Origin of the sequence: Amnibacterium sp. (assembly GCF_051956055.1) — a bacterium.
Lineage (GTDB): Bacteria > Actinomycetota > Actinomycetes > Actinomycetales > Microbacteriaceae > Amnibacterium.
The window spans coordinates 21,891-41,066 of sequence record NZ_JBQCGC010000023.1 but is presented as its reverse complement, the minus strand read 5'-3'; the positions used below and the strand labels follow the sequence as shown (position 1 = coordinate 41,066).

Here is a 19,176-nt window from a genome sequence, read left to right as displayed (position 1 = left end):
CCTGCTGTTCCAGCACGTGTTCGGCTTCCCCGGCTTCGACGTGCAGGTGCCGCTGTTCGCGTTCCTGTTCCTGGTCGCGCTCGGCGTCGACTACAACATCTTCCTCACCGCGCGGGCGCGGGAGGAGCGGCTGCAGCACGGCACCAGGGAGGGGATCGTCGTCGCCCTCGGCACCACGGGCGGCGTGATCACGAGCGCCGGTGTGCTGCTCGCGGCGGTGTTCGTGGTGCTCGGGGTCCTGCCCGTGGTGGCGCTCGCGCAGATCGGGACGCTCGTGTGCATCGGCGTGCTGCTCGACACCCTCGTCGTGCGGACGCTGCTCGTGCCCGCGCTCGTGCTCATCACCGGCGATCGGTTCTGGTGGCCGTCTCCGCGCGACGCCGCCGTGCTGGAGCGTGCCCGGGCCTGAGGCTTCCGGCCCGGTCGGCCGCGGGCTCAGGCCTCCGCGGTGTGGTGGTCGTGCTGGTGGCCCGCGTCGGGCGAGCCGCCCATCTCGCGCAGCATCGGCCCCGATCCGGAGCGGAAGAACCGGATCACGAGGACCGCGGCGACCGCGAGGAACACGATGTTGAGCCAGGTCGTGTAGTTCCAGGAGATGCTCGACTCGAGGACGGCGGCGTGCCGGTCCTGCGGCACGAGGCCGAGCGGCGCGAAGACCAGCTCGATCACGTAGCCGGCGAGCACCATCGACAGGTAGAACGTGCCCGCGATGACGAGGGTGGCGCGCAGGCCGTAGTAGCGGCGGTAGATCGCCAGGATCGGCAGGATCAGCAGGTCGGCGAAGATGAAGCTCATCACGCCGCCGAAGCTGATGCCGCCGTTCCAGAGCACCGCGGCGAGCGGCACGTTGCCGACCGAGCACACGAAGCTCACGACCGCGATGAGCGGGCCGATGAGCGGTCCGAGCACGAAGGCGAGCACCGGGTCCTTCGCGAGGAACACGGTCTGCCAGAACGACGCCGGCACCCACGCGGCGAGGGCCCCGGCGATCAGCAGCCCGATGACGATGTCGCGGAGCACGGCGGCCCAGTCCATGACGAAGTAGCGGCTCGTCGCGGTGAGGCCGTCGCGGGACAGCAGGCGCCGGAGGAACGGCCCGTCGGACTGGACGGACATGTCCATGCCGGCGTGCCCCTCCATCGACCCCGCCACGCCCTTGTCGGCCTGCTCCCGCGCCGCGTCGACGACCCGGCGGTGGAGCCAGAGGCGGAACAGGAGCGCGACGAGCACGATCATGATCGGCCCGGCGATGAACTCCGCGAGCGTGAACTGCCAGCCGAGGGCGAGCGCGAGGATGATGCCGAGCTCGAGCACGAGGTTGGTCGACGCGATCTCGAACACCATCGCGGAGGTGAAGCTCGCCCCCTTGCGGAACAGCGACCTGGCGAGCGCCACCGCGGCGTAGGAGCACGACGACGAGGCGGCGCCGAGGCCCGAGGACACCGCCACCGACCTCGGACCCGAGCCGGCCATCAGCGCCGTGATCCGCTCCCGGCGCACCACCGCCTGGATCACGGCGGAGAGCGCGAAGCCGAGCACGAGGGGCCAGAGGATCTGCCAGGCCATGTTCCCGGCCATCGCCAGGGCGTCGAGGACCGCGGTGAGCACGAACATGCGCGACACCATACCCCCGAGGGGTATCCGAACGGGCTGGGAGGTGGAGGGCTCCGCGCCCGCGCGTATCAGCCCGAACCTGACCGCTATCTGCTTGCACACGCTCAACCGAAAGTGCGCGAGCGACACGCGGACACGCCGCGCACGATCCCCGCGCTGCGTAATCGGTGCCCCCCAGACTGGGGGCACCTCGTCGTCAGGCGGGGAGCAAGTCGCCAACGCCGGCGGTGTCCGGTCGTGGCCGGGCGCCGCCTGGGGAACCGGGAGCCGATCCGACGTGACGAGACGCGCGAAGACCAACCGCCATGCGGCGGGCGCGATGGGCCGCAGCACCGAATCCGCGACGGCCCAGTCGCCCACGATGGTGCTGTTCGTGCTGCTGGGCGTGCTGGGCATCATCGCCTACGGTTCGTTCCTGCTGAACCCGGCGAACCGCGGCGACCTGCTGCCGTGGCTGCTCGTGATCGGCGCCGAGTCGGTGCTCGTCGCGACCGCCCTGCTGTCGATGTGGACGATCCTCGCCGGGTCGCAGGACCCCAGGGACTACGGCTACCACCGGGCGAAGGAGCTGCTGTTCGACGGGCGCCTGATCCGCGAGTCCCGGGTCGAGGCCGACCCGCGGCTGTGGCCGCTCCGGGTGGGTGGCGAGAGCATCGACGTCGACGTGTTCATCACGACCTACGGCGAGGACGTCGCGGTGATCCGCAGGACGGTGCAGGCGGCCGTCGCCATGCACGGGCGGCACCGCACGTTCGTCCTGGACGACGGGCACTCCGACGAGGTGCGCCGGGTCGCGCGCTCGAGCGGCGCGCACTACCTCCGCCGGGCCGACCGGGCCCACGCGAAGGCGGGCAACATCAACGCGGCGCTCGCCCGCACCTCCGCCCCCTTCTTCGTCATCCTCGACGCGGACTTCGTGCCGGCACCCCAGTTCCTCACGGAGACGCTGCCGTTCTTCGCGCGGCGCAGCGTCGCGTTCGTGCAGACGCCGCAGACGTACGGCAACCTGACGAACTTCATCTCCCGCGGCGCCGGCTACATGCAGACCGTGTTCTACAAGCTGATCCAGCCGGGCCGGAACCGCTTCAACGCGGCGTTCTGCGTCGGGACGAACGTGATGTTCCGCCGCACGGCGATCGAGGACATCGGCGGCATGTACACGGCGTCGAAGTCGGAGGACGTCTGGACGTCCCTCATGCTGCACGAGCGCGGATGGCGCAGCGTGTTCCTGCCGGAGGTGCTCGCGATCGGCGACGCCCCCGAGACGATCGCCGCCTATGCCAAGCAGCAGCTGCGCTGGGCGACCGGCGGGTTCGAGATCCTGCTCACCCACAACCCGCTCGGGTTCCGTCGCCGGCTCACGCTCGACCAGCGGCTGCAGTACCTCGCGACCGCGACGCACTACCTGACCGGGATCGCGACCGCACTGCTGCTGCTCGTGCCGCCGCTCGAGATCTTCCTCGACCTGCGGCCGATGAACCTCGCCATCACCCCGCTCACGTGGGGGCTCTACTACGCCGGGTTCTACCTGCTGCAGATCGGGCTCGCGTTCTACGCGGTCGGGTCGTTCCGGTTCGAGACGCTGCTGCTGTCGGCGTGCTCGTTCCCGATCTACCTGAAGGCGCTGACCAACGTGCTGACCGGGAAGAAGACCGCCTGGAGCGCGACCGGCGCCGCCGGCAGCGCCTCCTCGCCGTTCAACTACATCGTCCCGCAGATGCTCACCTTCCTGTTCCTGGCGATCACGAGTGCGGTCGGGCTCTGGCGCGACCTCGACAACGGCGTGTTCACGCTCGCCTCCGCCTGGAACATCACGAACACGCTGATCATCGGCTCGTTCCTCGGGTTCGCGGCGCGCGAGTCCGCGCGCATGAAGCGCGAGGTCCGCGTCGCCAGGCGCCTGGAGCGCGTGTCGACGTCCCCGGTGTCGTCGATGCCCGGCGTGCCCGTGCTGGGCATGGCCCCCGCTGAGCAGATGGAGGGGGTCGCATGACCTGGGGGAACCGGTTCCGGCTGCTGCTCGGCGGCGTGCTCGTGCTGGCGCTGACCGCCGCGCTCACCGTCGTCTTCAACCAGCGGCAGCACAGTGCCACGAGCGAGACGGCCGCGATCACGGCCGTCGACTACCCGGTCGGCTCGACCTACGCGGGCACGGTCACCAAGGTCGCGGTGCAGGAGGGGCAGCAGGTGCAGGCGGGCGATCCGCTCGTCTCGGTGCGGAGCGCGAGCCTGCTCCACGACCTGCATCAGGGCCTCGTGACCACGAAGTCGCTCGGCTACTCGGTGTCGTCGACCGGGGTGATCGAGTTCCAGTCCGCGGTCGCCGGCACGGTGAGCGGGCTGCAGGTGCGGCCGGGGATGTTCGTCCAGGCGGGCGGCACGCTCCTCCACGTCGCGAAGGCCGGGTCGCTCACCGTCCAGGCGAAGGTGTCGCTGACGCCGACCGACTACGGGCGGCTCACCCGCGGCGCGGCCGTCGACCTGCTGCTGCCCAATCAGCAGACGGTCACGGGCCGCGTCGGCGACATCTCGGTCACGACGGTCGGGGACCGCGCGATCGCGCAGCTCGAGGTGCAGAGCTCCGCGCTGGTGCAGGGCGCGGACGACGGGCTGATCGAGCCCGGCACGCCCGTCACCGCGACGGTCCACCTCCGGGACGACGGCCCGCTCGCGGGCGCGCTGGACGCGGGGCAGGCGCTGCTGCGGAAGGTCGGTCTGTGACGGCGCGCCGCCGCGCCGCGCTCCTCCTGCCCGCCCTCGCCGCGCTGGCCGGGCTCCTGACCGGCTGCACCGGCGCGCATCAGCCGGTGACGCCGTCCTCGACGGAGGCGCCCGTTGCCGCCGCCGCCGCCCTCACGCGCGCGCTCCCATCGCTGCCGACGGGCAGCGCGCAGCAGCGCCCGAGCCGCCTGGCGGCCGGGCTGGCGGTACCGACGAACCGCTGGTTCTCCGGGCTGGTCTTCGGGGCGAAGCCCCAGCCCGTCTTCCCGATGCCGTTGTCCTTCACCGCTTCGTCGCACGGCTTCGACATCGGGCTGCCGCGCCCGGTCGCGACGGCGGACTCGATCCTCGGCCCCGCGGTCGCCGGCCTCGGCCTGCGGTTCGACGGCGCGCCGATGCGCGTCTCCGGGTACGACGCGCTCACCGTCACCTCCCGGTTCGGGGCGGCCGATGTCCTGATGGCGGAGGGCTGGCCGTACGTCGCGGTGACCGCGCGCTCGGCGCTCACCGCGCGGTTCACCACCGCGCTGCGGACGGGCCCGGACGGCACGGCCCAGGCGGTCGTGGGCGGCACGACCTACGCGGTGCGCGCACCCTCCGGTGCGGTGTCGGGGTCCCGGCTGCGCCTGGCCGCCGGGCAGCGCGCGGTGCTCTGGGCGCTCCCGAGCGGGGTGTCGGCGGCCACCATGGCGGCCGGCGCGAAGGGCGTCGTGACCGGCTCGACCGTCACGCATCACGCCGCAGGCGACCGCATCGTCACGCGGCTCGGCTACCGCACCGTTGGCGACGCGCCCACCGTGCTCGCCGCGACCGCGATGCAGCAGACCGGCGGCGCCCACTGCCGCTCGGGCGCCGTGCTCTCGTCGCTCGGCACCCTGTCGCTCTGCCGCGGCCGATCCATCACCTCCGGCGTGGCCGCGGTGACCCCCTCCGACTCGATCGATCTCTCGCACGCCTCGTCGGCGCAGCTCGCCTCAATCCGGTCGCAGCTCACCCGCGACCTGCAGTCGACGCCCGCGGAGCCCGCGGACACCTACGCAGGCGGCAAATGGCTCTACCGGCTTGCGAACCTCCTCCAGGTCGCGAAGGCGGCGCACGATCCCGCCGCTGCCGCCGACGCGCGGAAGCGGCTGCAGACGGCGCTCACCGAGTGGACCCAGCCGAAGGGCTGCGACACCCGGTCGACCCACTGCTTCGTGCACGACACCCGGATCGGCGGGATCGTCGGGCTGCAGGCCTCGTACGGCAGCGACCAGTTCAACGACCACCACTTCCACTACGGGTACTTCCTGTACGCCGCGGCGGTCGCGGCGCAGGACGACGCGGCGCTCGGCGCGCGGATCGCCCCGGTGATCGATCTGCTCGCGGCCGACATCGCCTCGCCGACCGCGCAGGACGGCATCCCCGCGCTGCGGGTCTACGACCCCTGGGCGGGCCATTCCTGGGCGAGCGGGTACGCGCCCTTCGCCGACGGCAACAACCAGGAGTCGACGTCGGAGGCGGTGAACGCCTGGAACGGGCTCGCGCTCTGGGCGTCGGCCAGGAAGGACGCCGCGCTGACGAGCACGGCGGCCTGGCTGCTCGCGAACGAGGCCGCAGCCGCGAAGGCGTTCTGGCTCTATCCCGACCTGCGGGCGTTCCCCGCGTTCCACCACGCCTTCGCGTCGCTGGTCTGGGGCGGGAAGCGGGACAGCGCCACCTGGTTCAGCCCGGATCCGGCGGCGAAGCTCGCGATCCAGCTGATCCCCATGAGCCCGGCGGCCGGCTACCTCCGCGGTGCCCGATCGTCGATGCGGGCGGACCTCGCGGAGGCGCGCACGAGCCGCAGCGGCCTGTTCGCCGACTACCTGCTCATGTACGGGGTGCTGGCCGGCGGGTCGAAGAGCACCGCGCTGCACGAGCTCGCCGGGTTGCCGTCGACGCAGGTCGACGGCGCGAACTCGAAGGCCTACGCGGCTGCCTGGATCCTGTCGCGGTAGCGCTCAGTACAGGCCGCGCGAGTAGTTCTCGGTCCGGTAGTACTCGTCGAACTGCTCGAGCGTGCGGCCGTCCGGCTCGACGTCGCGGGCGATGATCGCGCGGCGGGGGACCAGCGCCTCCGGGGCCCACGTCTCCGGCCGCCAGAGCCCAGAGCGAAGGAACGCCTTCGAGCAGTGGAAGAAGACCTCCTCGATGTCGACGACCACGGCGAGGACCGGCCGCTTGCCCTTGACGGCGAGGTCGTCGAAGAACGGGGCATCGGACACGAGCCGCGCGCGGCCGTTGATGCGCAGCGTGTCGCCGCGGCCGGGGATCAGGAAGTCCAGCCCCACGTGCGGGTTCCGCAGGATGTTCCGGTACCCGTCCGCGCGGCGGTTGCCCGGGCGCTCCGCGATCGCGATCGTGCGGTCGTCGAGCACGTGCGCGAGCTGCCCGGCCGGGTCGCCCTTGGGGGAGGCGTCGCAGCGGCCCTCCGCGTCGGCCGTCGCCATGACGCAGAACGGTGACGCGGCGAGCCACTGCCGGTCCACCTCGAGCAGCGCGGTCCGCGACTTCTCCCGCGCCCGGGCGTTCGGCTCGCCGATCAGGGCGACGAGCTCGTCCAGGGTCTCGACGGCCGTCCAGGTCTCCGCGTCCGCGATGGTCACGACTCGACCGTAGGACCGCGCGGTCCGGTCCGCACCACGACCCGCTCCGGAACCACGGGTGCGGGTCGGCGCGCCGCCGCGTCCTCCCGTACCGTGCGCGCCATGCGACCGCGTCCCTGGGTCCCGCTCGCCGTCGGCGTCGCCGCTGGAGCGATCGGGCTCGTGCCCTGGCTCATCCACGGGATGCGGCTGCCGCTCCAGAACCTGTGGGTGACGGCGCCACCGGAGGACGCGTGGCCCCTCGTCCTGCTGCCCTTCAGTCAGTACGCGCTGTCGACGCTCGCGTCCCTGCTCGTGATCGGCGGAGCCCTCGGCGGCCTCGGCGGCCGTGCGCTGCGCGGGGAGCGCACCGGCGCGCAGCGCGCCCCGCTCGCGGCGGGCGTGCTCCTGGTGCAGGTGGTCGCGCTCGTGCAGACCACGGTGGTGGTCCGGGCCGGGCTGCCCGATCGGCCGGAGACGGCGACCTACCTCGGGCTGCTCATCGCCGGGTCCCTGTTCGCGATGCTCGTGGGGCTCGCCGTCCTCCTCCTGCTCGCCGCTCCGCGACGCGCAGCCGTCGTCGTCGGTGCCGCGCTCGCGGCCGTGCTCCTGCCGTCCTGGCTCGGCGGCTTGCTCGTGCCGCCGATCACGTCCGTCACAGGACCGACCTGGATCCTCGAGGTGCCGCGGTGGCTCGCACCCATCGCCGTCGGCGTCGCGGTCGCCTGGAGCGGCGTGCGGACCCTCGGGCGCATCGCTGCGGCCGTGTTCGCGGCGCTCGCGCTCTGGATCGGGCCGCCGATCGTGACAGCGGTCACCTCCGCGGCAGGAGCGCGGGTCTACGCCCGCCTCCCCGGCGAGATGCTCGGCTTCGGCCTCGACGTCTTCCGGTCAGCGCTCCTCGCACCTGAGCTGGTCATCCCGCCGCTGCTCGTCGCCGCGGCGATCGCCGCGGTCGGCATCGTCGCGCACGGAGCGGCGCGACGGCGGCGGCCTGCTCCGGAGGCCTGAGCGGCGGCTACAGCGCGTTCAGGAACACGATCGCGCTCGCGCCGATGAGGACCGCGCCGAGCGTGGCGGCGAGCGTCCGCTGCAGGACGAAGCGGAGGCGCTGCGCGCGCTCGTCGACGAGGCGGAGTGCGGGGGATGCGGGCATGGGGAGCCTTGGGGGGAGGCGGGTGCCGGATCGGGTGGTCCGGCTCACGAACGCTCCCGCCCGCGCGCGGGTGGCGGCAAGCCCCCCGAACGGGGGTGCGACGATCGACGGGTGCCGCCCGGCTCCCTCCGCCGCCTCCGTCCGATCGCCCCTGGACTGCTCGTCGCCACGAGCCGCCGGGACCGGACGAACAGCGTCGTGCTCGTCGGGCCGCGCCGGAGCGCGATACTCGTCGATCCGGCGTGGACCCCGGAGGAGCTCGACGGCCTCGCCGCCGACCTCGCCGCCCTGCGGCTGACCGTCGTCGCGGGGATCTCGAGCCACAGCCACTTCGACCACCTCCTGTGGCACCCGGCGTGGGGCGAGGTGCCGCGCTGGGGCTCGCCCGCGACCGCGGCCGCGCCGCGGGCGCCGATGCTCGACGAGCTGGGCCCCGGGTTCCCGCCAAGCGCATTCCTGACCGCGCCCCCACTCGCCGCGCTGCCGGAACGGCTCCCGTGGACGGGGAGCCCCGTCGTGCCGATCGTCACGGACGCGCACGCCCCCGGGCACACCTCGCTGTGGCTCCCGCGGCTCCGCGTGCTCATCGCCGGCGACCTGCTGAGCGACATCGAGCCCCCACTGCTGTCGGAGGTGGACCCGGACGGCGTCGCCTACCGCGCCGGGCTCGACCGCCTCGAGCCGTTCGCGGCGCGGGCCACGCTGGTGATCCCCGGGCACGGCTCTCCGGGCGGTGATGCGCTCGCGCGGCTCCGGCGCGACCGCGAGCGACTGGCGATGCGCGCAATCGACGCCGACCGGTAACACCGGTGAAACGCGGAAGGAGGAGCATCTCGCTGAGCGACCGCTGAGAGGAGTCCATCCGTGACCGCAGTGACCGAGCCGGGCGCTGCGCCCGCCGCACAGGAGTCCGCGAAGCTGCAGCGGCACTTCGGCCGCTTCGACATCCTGTTCTTCCTGATCTGCACGATCGTGGGCGTCGACACGATCGCCTCGGTCGCCTCCTCCGGGGGCGAGGCGTTCACCTGGATGCTCGTGTTCGCGGTGGTCTTCTTCGTGCCGCAGGCCCTGCTGTTCGCGGAGCTCGGCAGCGCCTTCCCGCAGGAGGGCGGCCCGTACATGTGGACGCGGATGGCGTTCGGCCACCTCGCGGGCGCGATCAACAACTTCATGTACTGGGTCACGAACCCGGTGTGGCTCGGCGGCACGCTCGCGATCAGCGCGATCGCGGCGCTCCAGACCTTCTTCAACGACGGGAACGCGTACGGCACCCCGGTCGTGCTCGTCGTCTCGATCGTGTTCATCTGGATCGCGGTGCTCGCCGCGGTGCTGTCGTTCCAGATCGGCAAGTGGATCACGACCGTCGGCGCGTTCGCCCGCTTCCTGCTGCTCGGCCTGTTCACGGTCTCGGTCGTCGTCTACGCCGCCGAGCACGGGCTCCACGGTCTCGGCGCCTCCTCCTTCACCCCGACGATGGGCGGATTCGTCGCGCTCGTGGGCGTGCTCCTGTTCAACTACGTCGGCTTCGAGCTGCCGTCCGCGGCGGGGGAGGAGATGCGGAACCCGAAGCGGGACGTGCCGTTCGCGATCCTCCGCTCGGCGATCGCCTCCTTCCTCCTGTACGCGGTGCCGATCCTCGGGATCCTGCTCGTGCTGCCCGCCGACAAGGTGACGAACTTCGGCGGACTCGTCGACGCGATGAAGAGCGTGTTCACCGTCTACGGCGGCTCGATCGCCGCCGACGGCGCGGTGACCCTGACCGGACTCGGCCAGGCGCTCGGCGACGTCGGCGCGGTGTTGTTCGTGCTCTGCGTGCTCACCTCGGGTGTCACCTGGATCATGGGCTCGGACCGCGCGCTCGCGGTGTCGGGCTACGACGGCGCCGCGCCGCGCTTCCTCGGGGTGCTGAACGCGAAGCTCGGCACGCCCGTGCGGGTCAACGTGTTCAGCGGCGTCGTCTCCACGCTGGTGCTGGTCCTCGCGCAGGTGATCACGCAGGGGAGCGCGGCGAAGTTCTTCGGCGCCGTACTCGGCGTCACGATCTCGACGACGCTGATCAGCTACCTCCTGATCTACCCGTCGCTCTGGAAGCTCCGGAGGACGCATCCCGACGTGCCGCGGCCGTACCGGATGCCGTTCCACCGGCCCCTCACGATCGTGCTGATGGTGCTGCTCGCCTTCACCGTGCTGCAGCTGATCGCGCCGGGAGCGCCGTTCGGCTGGTTCGGCGCGGACTACCGCCCGGACGGTTGGAAGGCGAGCGAGGCGGGCCTCTACCTCGCCACGGAGCTCATCCCCGTGCTCGTCTTCATCGGCATCGGGGTGCTGTTCTGGGCGCTCGGCGCGCCGACCAGACGGGCGAACGCCCTGGCGGAGGGTCGGGAGGAGTCGATCGTCTTCGGCGCGCTGCCCGAATCGGTGGCGGACGAAGGGCTCGCGGTCGAGTAGCCGCGCTCCGGGGAGCGAATTGGCGTGCCCCTCCGGTCCACGGGCGCCCGATCGGGGGATGATGGCCTCCTCGAGGCCGTCAATAGGCTGCATCGAGCGCGAAAGGAACTCGATGTCGTCGTCTTCGTCGAATGGTTCGTGGCCGGAGCATCACCTTGCGGACCCCGAGCTGATCCTTCTCAGTGTGGGCGTCTCTCCATGTCGATGACCGGACCGCGCGACTGGGCGCCGGAGGAGCCAGCAGCCTCGCTCCCTCCTGACCACCCCGCCTGGCAGCGATACGCCAGCGGGCAGCAGGCTCCGATCTCCGGCACGCGCCTCCCTCCGCCGAGGCGGGCGCGGGTGCGGCGCCCGTGGGGCCTCGCGCTGCTCTCACTCCTCGCAGGCGTCGCCGCGATCGCGGTCGCGCTCGGCCCGCTGCTCGCCTCGAGCGGGGGCGTTCACGGCTTCGCGTTCTCGACGATCGGCGTGGGCGCGATCCTGATCGGCCTCAATGCGCTGCGCCGCAACCGGAGGGCGCCGAGCGCGGGCGTGCTCGCGACCGCGGTCGCGGGCATCGGTGCGGGAGCCATCGGCAGCGTGGCGATGCTCGGCATGCTCGTGACCTCGCCGGGCGGTCCCACGCTGCTGCCCTTCGCCCCTGCCGGACCGGTCGTCGCGGGCTCGACCGGGCAGTGGGCCGCGTCGACGACCCAGGTGACGCTCACGTCGGTCGCGGTGGTCGGGGTCGGACCGACGAAGCAGGTCGTGGTCGGCAACGGCGGCTCCGTGCGTCTCGCGGCCGGCTACTCGTTCCGCTCCGCGACGTCGAACCCGCAGCTCGACGTCCGCCTCGAGCGCCGGGTCGCCGGAGGCGGCTGGACCGCGACCGGCATCGAGGCGACCGTCGCGCCGAACGCGCCCCTGACCGCTGCGACGCCCGCGTACTCGACGACGCTCGCGACCGAGGCGGTGCAGTACCGGTTCGCCTCCGGCACCTCCGCGTCCGCGCCGGTCTCGGTCGTGTACGAGAACCAGCACCTCTACACGGGCATGGCCGCCACGATCTACGCCGACGCGGCGCCCTACTGCCCGAACACCGCGGTCGAGATCGCGCACCTCGGCGGGCGTGAGGCCGGCGACTACGCGCCGGGCGCCCTCCTGATCCGCATCAGCACGGCCGTCGGCGTCAGGGCCAACCTGACGCGGGCGTCCCAGCGCGCGCTCGCGCTCCACGAGTGCTCGCACGAGCGCCAGTGGCTGAACTACGGCGGGTCCCAGGAGGGGTACGCGCAGATGAAGGCGGCCGCGGCTGCGGACTTCACGGTCGGCGACAACGGCGCGCCGCCCATCGAGCACGCCGCGGACTGCGGGGCGATGGCCCTGGAGCCGAACGGCTACCTCGGCTACGGCGGGTTCTGCACCCGGGCCGAGCTGAACGAGGGCGCGCGCCTCCTCAACGGCCAGGAGTACTGACCCGCGGGCTGGCGCCCTATGCCGGCCGAGCTCCGTCCTCGCCGCGGGTGACCGCCTCCAGCACCTCGGCCAGGAGCGCGTCGGTGTCGGCCTTGAGCTGGGTGAGCCGCTGCTTGCGCTCGTGCCCCTCCTGCGCCTCCACGAGCCGGAGGCCGCGCTCGAGCCGATCGGCACGCAGCACGTAGCCCTCCGCGTCGATGCGCTCGTCCGCGGTCTTCGCGTCGCGCGCCACGTCCCGGATGATGCCGAGCGTGCCGGCGATCTTCGCGGCATCGCCGTGCCGGTGCTGCACGTCCTCCATCTGCTGCGGCACGTCGCGCAGGCGTGCGCGGAACCAGGCCGGGATGCCGGGGTTGTCGTGCGCGAACTTCGTCAGGACGGCGACCGCGCCCGCGACGCGGGGTCCGTACTTCAGGATCAGCGGCCCGGCCTTCGCGGCCATCGCCAGCACGGCGCGTGCGGTTCCCGGCATGTGCCGCTCCTCGTTCCTCGCCGACCGTCGCGGCGGCGCGGAACCATCGTGCGCGACCGCCCTGCGGGAAGCCTGCGGTCGCGACCGTCTCTGGTCCGCCTTCAGCGGAGTGCGGCCACCGGCGCGACCTGCAGCTGCGACCGGGCGTATCCGCCGATGTACAGCGTCCCGCTCGCCGCATCGAGATCGAACGAGATCGGCTGCTGCACCGTGGGGATCGTGCCGTCGAGCGCCGGCCGACCTGCCGAGTCGACCCGGAGGCGCGCGACGAGGTTCGTGTTCGACAGCGCCGTGTAGATCGTGCCCGTGGCCGGGTCCCCTTCGATCCAGAAGGCCCGACCGGGCACGGCGGCGCGACCCAGCTCCTTCGGAGAGTCGGCGAGGTCGTAGGTGAACACCGCGTTGCCGCGCACATCGCACACCGCGACCCGGCTGCCGCCGATCGGGGTGACGTGACTCGGGCCCTCGCCGGCGGGGAGCGCCGCCAGGAGTCGGAGCGTCGAGGCGTCGTAGACGAACAGCGTGCTCGTGGCGACGTCCACGACCGCGACCCGCCCGTCGACGGCGGTGATCCCACCCGGCTGTACCGCCTCCGTCAGGTCGGTCACGAGCTTCCCGTCCCGGATGGCACGGACGCCGTGGCCGTACTCCTGCGAGACGAAGACCGTGCCGCCCGTGACGACTGCCTGATGGGGCTGCTTCCTCGTCGGCCAGGAGGCCACGACCTGGAGCGAGGGGAGCGCGAGCTCGAAGAGGGTCGCCTTGTCCTCCGCCGGGAGCAGGAGGGGGCCGGTGGGGGAGGCGAGGTCGATCATCCGGGCGGATCCCGGGACCTCGGCCGTGGTCACCGCGGAGGCCGCGAGATCCACCACGACGAGCTCGTGGCGATGTCGGGCCGCGAGGTAGACGCGGCCCACTGACGGCGCGACGGCGACGCCCCACGGGTGGGTCCCCGCGGGGAGATCGATGACGTGCCCGACCGGTGCCTCGGTCGGCACGGGTGCCGTGCCGGGCTCGGCTGCACCGGTGATCGGGCGGCCGCCGTAGCCGGTTCGGGCCGGAACCGGACGTGCGGGCGCGCCTGTGCAGCTCGAAAGCGCGGCCGTGACGAGGCCGGCGCCGCCGAGTTGCAGGACCGAGCGCCGGCTCGGTGCGGCACCGGATCCCAGCCGTGCGCGCATGCCACCTCCGGCCCGTGAGGGGGCCAGCGTAGGTTCCGCCCGCGCGAGCGAGGTGCGGCCTGCGCGATGCGGCCCGACTCGGAGCCGGGGGCTGGTCAGAAGGGGGTGTGCTCCGTCTCGTCGGTGGTGCGGATGCGCATGGCGGTCTTCATCACCTGCACCCCGCCCCACTTGGTGCGCCAATAGGGGGTCCCGTCGGCCCCGATGCGGACGTCGGCGAACCCGGCGTCCTTGGCCTGATGGGACCTGCGGCAGAGGATCTGGAGGTTCTGGTGCCGGGTGCGGCCGTCGTGCTCGAACCGCTGGACATGGTCGATATCCGCCCGGTGGGCGGGGAGCCCGCACCCGCATCCGCAGGTCGGTTGCCGCAGATGCAGCAACTTCTTCAGCCCGGCGGGGATGTACCGCTCGTGCGAGTCGAACTTGAGGATCACATCGTCGACCGGGTCGATGACCGCGCGGGTCCAGGTCGCGGTGTGCGCGACCAGGGTCCGGGCGGTCTCGGCATCGATCGTGCCCATCCCCGCCACCTGCCCCGGAGCATCCCCGGCACCGGTGGCGGTGTTCGCGGGGATGGTGACCAGGATCGTCGCGTCGATCAGCTTCCGGGACGCATCCCCGTCCCCGCCCTCCCCGGTCTCGCCGAGGCGTTCGAACGGGTACGACGGCCCACCCGCCTCAGGCCCCCTCATGCACCCCGTCAGCAGCGCATCGATCGCGGAGTCGACCATCAGACACCCCAGGGTGCGGCACTCCCCGTCGCGCCCGTGCGCGGCCACGGCGTGCTTGCGGATCCGGTCGTACACGGCCGCGATATCGATCGCGGTGGAATGGATCTCCAGCACCGCCTGCCCGTCCTGCGTCGCCCGCGCCCGCACGAACCGCCGGTTCGTGGCCTCCGTATGCCGCTCCGTGGTGGTCTCCGGCTCCAACTCGTCGCGGAGTTCGTGCAGTTCCCGCTCGACCGCCCGCACCCGCTCCGTCTGGATCAGTTCCGCGGCCTTGGCATCGAACACCCCGTAATGCGTCGGAGGGAGGCCGATCGCGATCGTCCCGGCCGCGACCGCGGCGTCCTCCGACGCCGCCCCACCCAGGAACACCGCCCACGTCGCCGGGAGGTGGTCCCGCAGCATCCGCGCCGCGTCCAACCGCCGTTGCACCGCGGAACGGGTCACCCGCAACTCGTTGGCCTGATGCAGCAGGAACCCAGTCACCACCGGGTCATCCGGACGCGGCATCGACCCGGTCTGCTCCTGCTCCTCCAACAGCATCGCGTCCATCCCCGCGAGCATCAGATGCAGCCGGACCGCCGCGGCGGCGTTGACCATCCGGTCCGCGTGCTGCAGCGACTTGGTGAAGAGTTCCTCCCGCGCATCGAGCGCGGCGAACGGATCCTGGGGCTCTGCGGGCGGTGGGGATCCGCCCTCATCAGTGGGATCAGACATGCGAAAATCTCACCACGCCCCACCGACAGCGATTCGAAGCCGCATTCGATCCGCAATCGAGTCGCTGGAACCGGACGGGTGAGGACTCGCAACTCCCCGGGCAATCTCAGCGGCCTCAATCGACCCGGTGTCCCTCTAGCTGCACCGGCGGGAAGCCGCCAGCGGTAGCGGTCCCCGTCAGCCGGTCGCCGATCACGAGTGCGTCCACCGTGATGCCGACGGGGAACGGGAACGTCAGCTGCTGGGTCCATCCCACACGGAGGCCGTCTCCCTCGGGCGCCGTCCGCATCGCCGGCACCGGGATGCGACGTCCGTGATAGCTCGCCTCGACTGCGCCGTCCTCGCCGATGTGCACGTCGAAGCGGATCCGCCCGACGGGGGTCGGCACCTCGACCTCCCACTGACCGCTCGCGTCCATGAGGGGAAGTGAACGCCGCGAAGGTTGAGCCCAGCTCAGGTGTGACGGCGTCGCGGTGGCGGACGGCGCGGAACGTTCGTTCCGGACCTCCGGGGAGAGCCGGTGCCAGGGTTGGGCACGCGATCTGCCTTGAGCGCGGACCTTGCTCAGCCCGTCTCAGCTCACGATCATCGGACGATGATCGTCGTCGACGTGCACGAGGCGAAGACAGGGCTCTCGAAGCTGATCGCGAAGGTCGAGGCCGGTGAGCAGGTCGTCATCGCGCGAGCGGGCAAGCCGGTCGTGGAGCTGGTGATGCACCGCTTGCAGGGGATCCGGTTCGGGACCGCAGCAGGACTGATCACGATCAGGGACGACGCGTTCGCTTGGCCCGACGAGCAGATCGCACGGCAGCTCTACGGCGACGAGTGAGGCGCTGTTCGACACGTGCGCTGCGCTCTGCATCGTTGCGCGCGGGGAGCGGCTCGGCTGGGACGCCCGGTGGCTCCTTGAGCACGCGGACGGCGTGGAGTTCTCGTCGATCGCGGTAGCGGAGCCGAATCAAGGCGATGCTGGGCAAGCTCGCGGTACCGGAGGACCTGCTCACCCGGATTGATCAGGCAGGTCTCCGTCCTGCTCCGTACTCAGGAGCAGCAGCGGATGGGCTCGAGGGGTGCGACCCTCGTGCCTCTTCGACCGCACGTTCCTCGCGCAGGTCGTTGCGATGAACACGCAGTTGCGCACTGCGGACGAAGTCCTGCTCGCACTCCACGCCGCACCCGGTGATCGACGCCCGCTCCTGAGGGGAGAACGCGAAAACCGAGCGCCACACCGGGGCGTAGACCTTCGTGAACCGCACGGCTCTTATTCAGTATCGCTGACAGCGGCGCGCCGCACCCCGCCGTGCATGAATTGAACATGAACTACCCGCGTCATCGAACGGCGGGAGAACAGACATGGCTGACGACATTCAGCTCATCAGCGACGGCGACGGAGTCGCAGTGATCGGCGAGTGCTCCGCCGTCGAGCGCTTCTTGGCGTCAGAGCGGCTCGATTCGTCGAAGCTCGATCAGCGGGCTCTGAGCGAGTTGTCGCTTCTGGCGATCGGTGTGGCAGGGGCAGCGGTGCAAGCCGGAGGTGCGATTGCTTCGCAAACTGGCCGGTGGGTGCAGCTGACCGAGGAATCAGCCTCCCTCCTGCACTCGCTCGGGCCGGTGACCAACTCGGCGAGCGGACTCATGATCGGCGTCGTTCGGGGCGATCACGGTCAGTGGCAGAAGATGCTGGAGTTCACTCAGCTGGGGTCCGGCGCGCTCAACCCGATGGTGATCTCCAGCGCGGGGGCCGCGTTGGCTCAGATGGCGATGATGAAGAAGCTGGATGAGCTGAGCGACTACCTCGCGGTCATCGACCAGAAGGTCGACGACGTGCTTCGCAATCAGAAGGACGGCGCGCTCGCAGACATGATCGGTGTCGATCTGATCGTCGATGAAGCAATGGCCATTCGGACAGAAGTTGGCCGCGTCTCCGAGATCACCTGGTCGAAGGTGCAGGCGGTCGGAACGACCGTCGCGCGAACACAGGCGTACGCGCTGCGGCAGCTCGACGGACTGGCGGAGAAGCTGGAGCGCATCACCGACGTCGACGAACTCGCGAAGGTCGTTCCGTCCACGGAGGTGAAGTCGAAGGAGTGGACCGCAGTGCTCGTCCACTGCTTCCGGCTGCAGGAGGCAATCGCGGTTCTCGAGCTCGACCGCGTTGCCGACGTGGCGCCTGGCGACCTGGAGCAGCACCGGATAGGCCTCAAGACTGCTCAGCAGAACCGGTTCGAGCTGATCACGACGAGTACCGAGCGCCTGCTCGAGCGGATGAACGCGGCGGCGGCGCGGGCGAATAAGTGGGTGCTGCTCAACCCACTGAAGTCGCCCGCAATCGTCGATTCGACGAACCGAGTCGCCGCAAGAGTCGTCGAGCTGCATCAGTTGCTCGGGATCGGTCGCGACGACGCTTCGATGGAGGTCCGCCGATGGAGGGGTGCCGTCGGTGACTTGAGGTCGCGTGCAGTCGAAGCGGGCTCTGAGGGCGTGGGCCTCGGTGCGCGCGCCGGTGCGAGGGCGCTGGGCCGGGCCCGTTCCTTGACGAACAAGGTCGCCGCGGGCATCGCGGAGCGCACAGCCGAACGGCCTCAGGGGCAACTCGAGGAGTGAACGATCAGGAGGAGCGCAACTTCGAGGCTCGGAAGCGCGGGAACCGTCAAATCACTCCGCCAGCATCCATACCCGGCGAAGGGGGACTCGAGCAGTGATGTCGTCAGGCAGGCGGTCGTAGAGGGCGAGCATCTTGTCGATGACGTCCGTCTTCGGCTGGGAGCCGGGGAGTGGACCGATGACACCTCCATGGCGATCCCGCTGCTCGAGGTCGCGGCTCGCGGGCAGCGCTTCGACGCCGCGGCCCTCGACCACGTCGCGACGCGCTGGCTCGAGTGGAGCCGCGACGCGAAGGACGTCGGCAATCAGACCCGCGCGGTCCTCGGCGCCGGGCGCCGCGTCGGAACGGGGGAGGCGCTGCTCGAGGAGGCGCGGTGATTCGCAGACACGCACTCGCGATCGGCCGGCAACGGCTCGCTCATGCGCACCGCGCCGGTCGTGCTCGCCTACCTCGACGACGAGGCCGGCTTGGTCGAGGCGGCTCGCCTCGTCAGCGACCTCACCCACGCCGACCCGCTCGCCGGCGACGCCTGCGTGCTCTGGTGCCTCGCGATCCGCCGCGCGGTGAACACCGGCGAGCTGGACCTCAAGGCCGGTCTCGACGCGCTCCCGTAGGATCGCCGCTCCGAGTGGCGTGCCCGAATCGACGACGCCGAGCGGATGCAGCCTCGCGACTTCCCCTCGAACGGCTGGGCCGGCGGAGCGCTCCAGGCCGCGTGGTCGGCGATCACGCATGGCAGCTCGCTCGTCGACATCCTCGAGCGCGCGGTCCGCGGCGGCAACGACACGGACACGGTCGCGGCGATCGCCGGCGGTCTCGCGGGGGCCGTGCACGGCGCTTCCGCGCTCCCGGCCCGGTGGCGCCGCATCCTGCACGGGTGGCCCGGCCTGACCGCCGATCAGCTGACTCGGATGGCCGTGCTCGCGGCGCTGGGCGGCAAGCCTGACAGCAAGGGTTGGCCGAGCGCGGTCGTCTTCCCGACCAACAGCCGCAGGACCCTTGTGCAGCACCCGCACGACGACGGGGTGTGGCTCGGATCCCTCCGAGCTCTCGAGGACCTGCCGACGGAGATCGACGCCGTCATCTCTCTCTGCCGCGTCGGCAGGAAGCAGACCGACCGCGAGCAGGTCGAGTTCTGGCTGATCGACGAGGACGGACGCAATCCGAACCTCGATTTTGTCCTCCGCGACGCGGCGGACACCGTCGCGGCGCTGCGAGCCGAGGGCAAGACCGTGTTCCTCCACTGCTTCGAGGGGCGGAGTCGCACACCCGCAGTCGGTGCCAGCTACTCGGTGCTGCACTGCGGAAAGTCGCGCGAAGTCGCCCTCCGTGAGGTGACCGCGGTCCTGCCCGAGGGCGCGCCGCAGCGCTTCCTCCAAGACGCGGTTCGCTGGCTCGAGACCGTCGAGTGGAGCTGACCGTGACGTTCCATCAGCCCTACCGAGTCAGATCAGCGCTTGAGGCTTCCCGCGG

17 protein-coding genes and 1 pseudogene are annotated in these 19,176 nt (G+C 71.5%); 11 read left to right on the top strand and 7 right to left on the bottom strand.

The window, feature by feature from the left end; translation table 11 throughout:
• The coding region (locus ACTHLI_RS03520) for an MMPL family transporter (RefSeq protein ID WP_440181533.1) at window positions 1–409 on the top strand (409 nt) is incomplete at its 5' end.
• 26 nt (window positions 410–435) lie between these two features.
• On the opposite strand, the gene ACTHLI_RS03515 is transcribed toward ACTHLI_RS03520, so the two are convergent.
• Window positions 436–1,614, bottom strand: coding sequence for a permease (locus ACTHLI_RS03515; RefSeq protein WP_440181531.1), 1,179 nt, complete (start codon window positions 1,612–1,614; stop codon window positions 436–438).
• A 277-nt stretch (window positions 1,615–1,891) separates the two neighbouring features.
• On the opposite strand from ACTHLI_RS03515, the gene ACTHLI_RS03510 reads away from it, so the two are divergent.
• From ACTHLI_RS03510 to ACTHLI_RS03500, 3 genes are read left to right on the top strand one after another with little or no spacing between them, the layout of a single operon-like run.
• Window positions 1,892–3,607 carry a glycosyltransferase gene (locus tag ACTHLI_RS03510; RefSeq protein ID WP_440181529.1) on the top strand — a complete coding sequence of 572 codons (1,716 nt, stop codon included), beginning with the start codon at window positions 1,892–1,894 and terminating at the stop codon, window positions 3,605–3,607.
• Entirely contained in the window at window positions 3,604–4,335 is a 732-nt protein-coding gene (locus ACTHLI_RS03505; RefSeq protein ID WP_440181528.1) for an HlyD family efflux transporter periplasmic adaptor subunit, read from the top strand. The genes ACTHLI_RS03510 and ACTHLI_RS03505 overlap by 4 nt, the downstream gene beginning before the upstream one ends.
• Window positions 4,332–6,314, top strand: coding sequence for a glycosyl hydrolase (locus tag ACTHLI_RS03500; protein WP_440181527.1), 1,983 nt, complete (start codon window positions 4,332–4,334; stop codon window positions 6,312–6,314). Before ACTHLI_RS03505 ends, ACTHLI_RS03500 begins: the two co-directional genes overlap by 4 nt.
• Before the next feature lie 3 nt (window positions 6,315–6,317).
• Here the strand turns inward: ACTHLI_RS03500 and ACTHLI_RS03495 are convergent, their stop codons facing one another.
• Window positions 6,318–6,962: a pyridoxamine 5'-phosphate oxidase family protein gene (locus tag ACTHLI_RS03495; protein WP_440181526.1), complete on the bottom strand. Its 645-nt coding sequence runs from the start codon at window positions 6,960–6,962 to the stop codon at window positions 6,318–6,320.
• A 102-nt stretch (window positions 6,963–7,064) separates the two neighbouring features.
• Here ACTHLI_RS03495 and ACTHLI_RS03490 point away from each other — a divergent pair, with 102 nt between their 5' ends.
• Complete coding sequence (locus ACTHLI_RS03490; RefSeq protein ID WP_440181525.1) at window positions 7,065–7,952, top strand: hypothetical protein; 888 nt, start codon at window positions 7,065–7,067, stop codon at window positions 7,950–7,952.
• Window positions 7,953–7,959: 7 nt separating this feature from the next.
• Here the strand turns inward: ACTHLI_RS03490 and ACTHLI_RS03485 are convergent, their stop codons facing one another.
• Entirely contained in the window at window positions 7,960–8,097 is a 138-nt protein-coding gene (locus ACTHLI_RS03485) for a hypothetical protein (RefSeq protein ID WP_440181524.1), read from the bottom strand.
• Window positions 8,098–8,208: 111 nt separating this feature from the next.
• Here ACTHLI_RS03485 and ACTHLI_RS03480 point away from each other — a divergent pair, with 111 nt between their 5' ends.
• From ACTHLI_RS03480 to ACTHLI_RS03470, 3 genes are all read left to right on the top strand, one after another.
• Entirely contained in the window at window positions 8,209–8,901 is a 693-nt protein-coding gene (locus tag ACTHLI_RS03480; RefSeq protein WP_440181523.1) for an MBL fold metallo-hydrolase, read from the top strand.
• A 60-nt stretch (window positions 8,902–8,961) separates the two neighbouring features.
• The gene (locus ACTHLI_RS03475; RefSeq protein ID WP_440181522.1) at window positions 8,962–10,545 is read left to right on the top strand and encodes an APC family permease; all 1,584 of its coding nucleotides are present in this window, start codon (window positions 8,962–8,964) and stop codon (window positions 10,543–10,545) included.
• A gap of 342 nt (window positions 10,546–10,887) precedes the next feature.
• The gene (locus tag ACTHLI_RS03470; RefSeq protein WP_440181521.1) at window positions 10,888–12,000 is read left to right on the top strand and encodes a hypothetical protein; all 1,113 of its coding nucleotides are present in this window, start codon (window positions 10,888–10,890) and stop codon (window positions 11,998–12,000) included.
• A gap of 16 nt (window positions 12,001–12,016) precedes the next feature.
• Here ACTHLI_RS03470 and ACTHLI_RS03465 read toward each other — a convergent pair whose 3' ends face one another.
• The 4 genes from ACTHLI_RS03465 to ACTHLI_RS03450 all read right to left on the bottom strand — a co-directional run bounded on the left by ACTHLI_RS03465 (window position 12,017) and on the right by ACTHLI_RS03450 (window position 15,516).
• Window positions 12,017–12,472, bottom strand: coding sequence for a hypothetical protein (locus tag ACTHLI_RS03465; RefSeq protein WP_440181520.1), 456 nt, complete (start codon window positions 12,470–12,472; stop codon window positions 12,017–12,019).
• Window positions 12,473–12,573: 101 nt separating this feature from the next.
• On the bottom strand, window positions 12,574–13,470 hold the full coding sequence (locus ACTHLI_RS03460) for a YncE family protein (protein WP_440181519.1): 897 nt from the start codon (window positions 13,468–13,470) through the stop codon (window positions 12,574–12,576).
• A gap of 278 nt (window positions 13,471–13,748) precedes the next feature.
• The gene (locus ACTHLI_RS03455) at window positions 13,749–15,098 is read right to left on the bottom strand and encodes a DUF222 domain-containing protein (protein ID WP_440181517.1); all 1,350 of its coding nucleotides are present in this window, start codon (window positions 15,096–15,098) and stop codon (window positions 13,749–13,751) included.
• Between the two features lie 115 nt (window positions 15,099–15,213).
• Window positions 15,214–15,516, bottom strand: coding sequence for a hypothetical protein (locus tag ACTHLI_RS03450; RefSeq protein WP_440181515.1), 303 nt, complete (start codon window positions 15,514–15,516; stop codon window positions 15,214–15,216).
• A 177-nt stretch (window positions 15,517–15,693) separates the two neighbouring features.
• Between ACTHLI_RS03450 and ACTHLI_RS03445 the strand changes: the two genes are divergently transcribed.
• The 3 genes and pseudogenes from ACTHLI_RS03445 to ACTHLI_RS03435 all read left to right on the top strand — a co-directional run bounded on the left by ACTHLI_RS03445 (window position 15,694) and on the right by ACTHLI_RS03435 (window position 19,121).
• Window positions 15,694–15,927, top strand: a complete 234-nt coding sequence (locus ACTHLI_RS03445) for a type II toxin-antitoxin system Phd/YefM family antitoxin (RefSeq protein WP_440181514.1) — start codon at window positions 15,694–15,696, stop codon at window positions 15,925–15,927.
• Window positions 15,928–16,451: 524 nt separating this feature from the next.
• Window positions 16,452–17,702, top strand: coding sequence for a hypothetical protein (locus tag ACTHLI_RS03440; RefSeq protein ID WP_440181513.1), 1,251 nt, complete (start codon window positions 16,452–16,454; stop codon window positions 17,700–17,702).
• Between the two features lie 3 nt (window positions 17,703–17,705).
• Window positions 17,706–19,121 (top strand): annotated as a pseudogene (locus ACTHLI_RS03435) (ADP-ribosylglycohydrolase family protein).
• Window positions 19,122–19,176: the final 55 nt, after the last annotated feature.

What these genes read in the sequence shown, in the direction of transcription:
- ACTHLI_RS03515 (WP_440181531.1), bottom strand. Translation starts at nt 1,614, where the DNA reads ATGTTCGTGCTCACCGCGGTCCTCGACGCCCTGGCGATGGCCGGGAAC.
- ACTHLI_RS03505 (WP_440181528.1), top strand. Translation starts at nt 3,604, where the DNA reads ATGACCTGGGGGAACCGGTTCCGGCTGCTGCTCGGCGGCGTGCTCGTG.
- ACTHLI_RS03450 (WP_440181515.1), bottom strand. Translation starts at nt 15,516, where the DNA reads ATGGACGCGAGCGGTCAGTGGGAGGTCGAGGTGCCGACCCCCGTCGGG.
- ACTHLI_RS03485 (WP_440181524.1), bottom strand. Translation starts at nt 8,097, where the DNA reads ATGCCCGCATCCCCCGCACTCCGCCTCGTCGACGAGCGCGCGCAGCGC.
- ACTHLI_RS03465 (WP_440181520.1), bottom strand. Translation starts at nt 12,472, where the DNA reads ATGCCGGGAACCGCACGCGCCGTGCTGGCGATGGCCGCGAAGGCCGGG.
- ACTHLI_RS03490 (WP_440181525.1), top strand. Translation starts at nt 7,065, where the DNA reads ATGCGACCGCGTCCCTGGGTCCCGCTCGCCGTCGGCGTCGCCGCTGGA.
- ACTHLI_RS03440 (WP_440181513.1), top strand. Translation starts at nt 16,452, where the DNA reads ATGGCTGACGACATTCAGCTCATCAGCGACGGCGACGGAGTCGCAGTG.
- ACTHLI_RS03445 (WP_440181514.1), top strand. Translation starts at nt 15,694, where the DNA reads ATGATCGTCGTCGACGTGCACGAGGCGAAGACAGGGCTCTCGAAGCTG.
- ACTHLI_RS03455 (WP_440181517.1), bottom strand. Translation starts at nt 15,098, where the DNA reads ATGTCTGATCCCACTGATGAGGGCGGATCCCCACCGCCCGCAGAGCCC.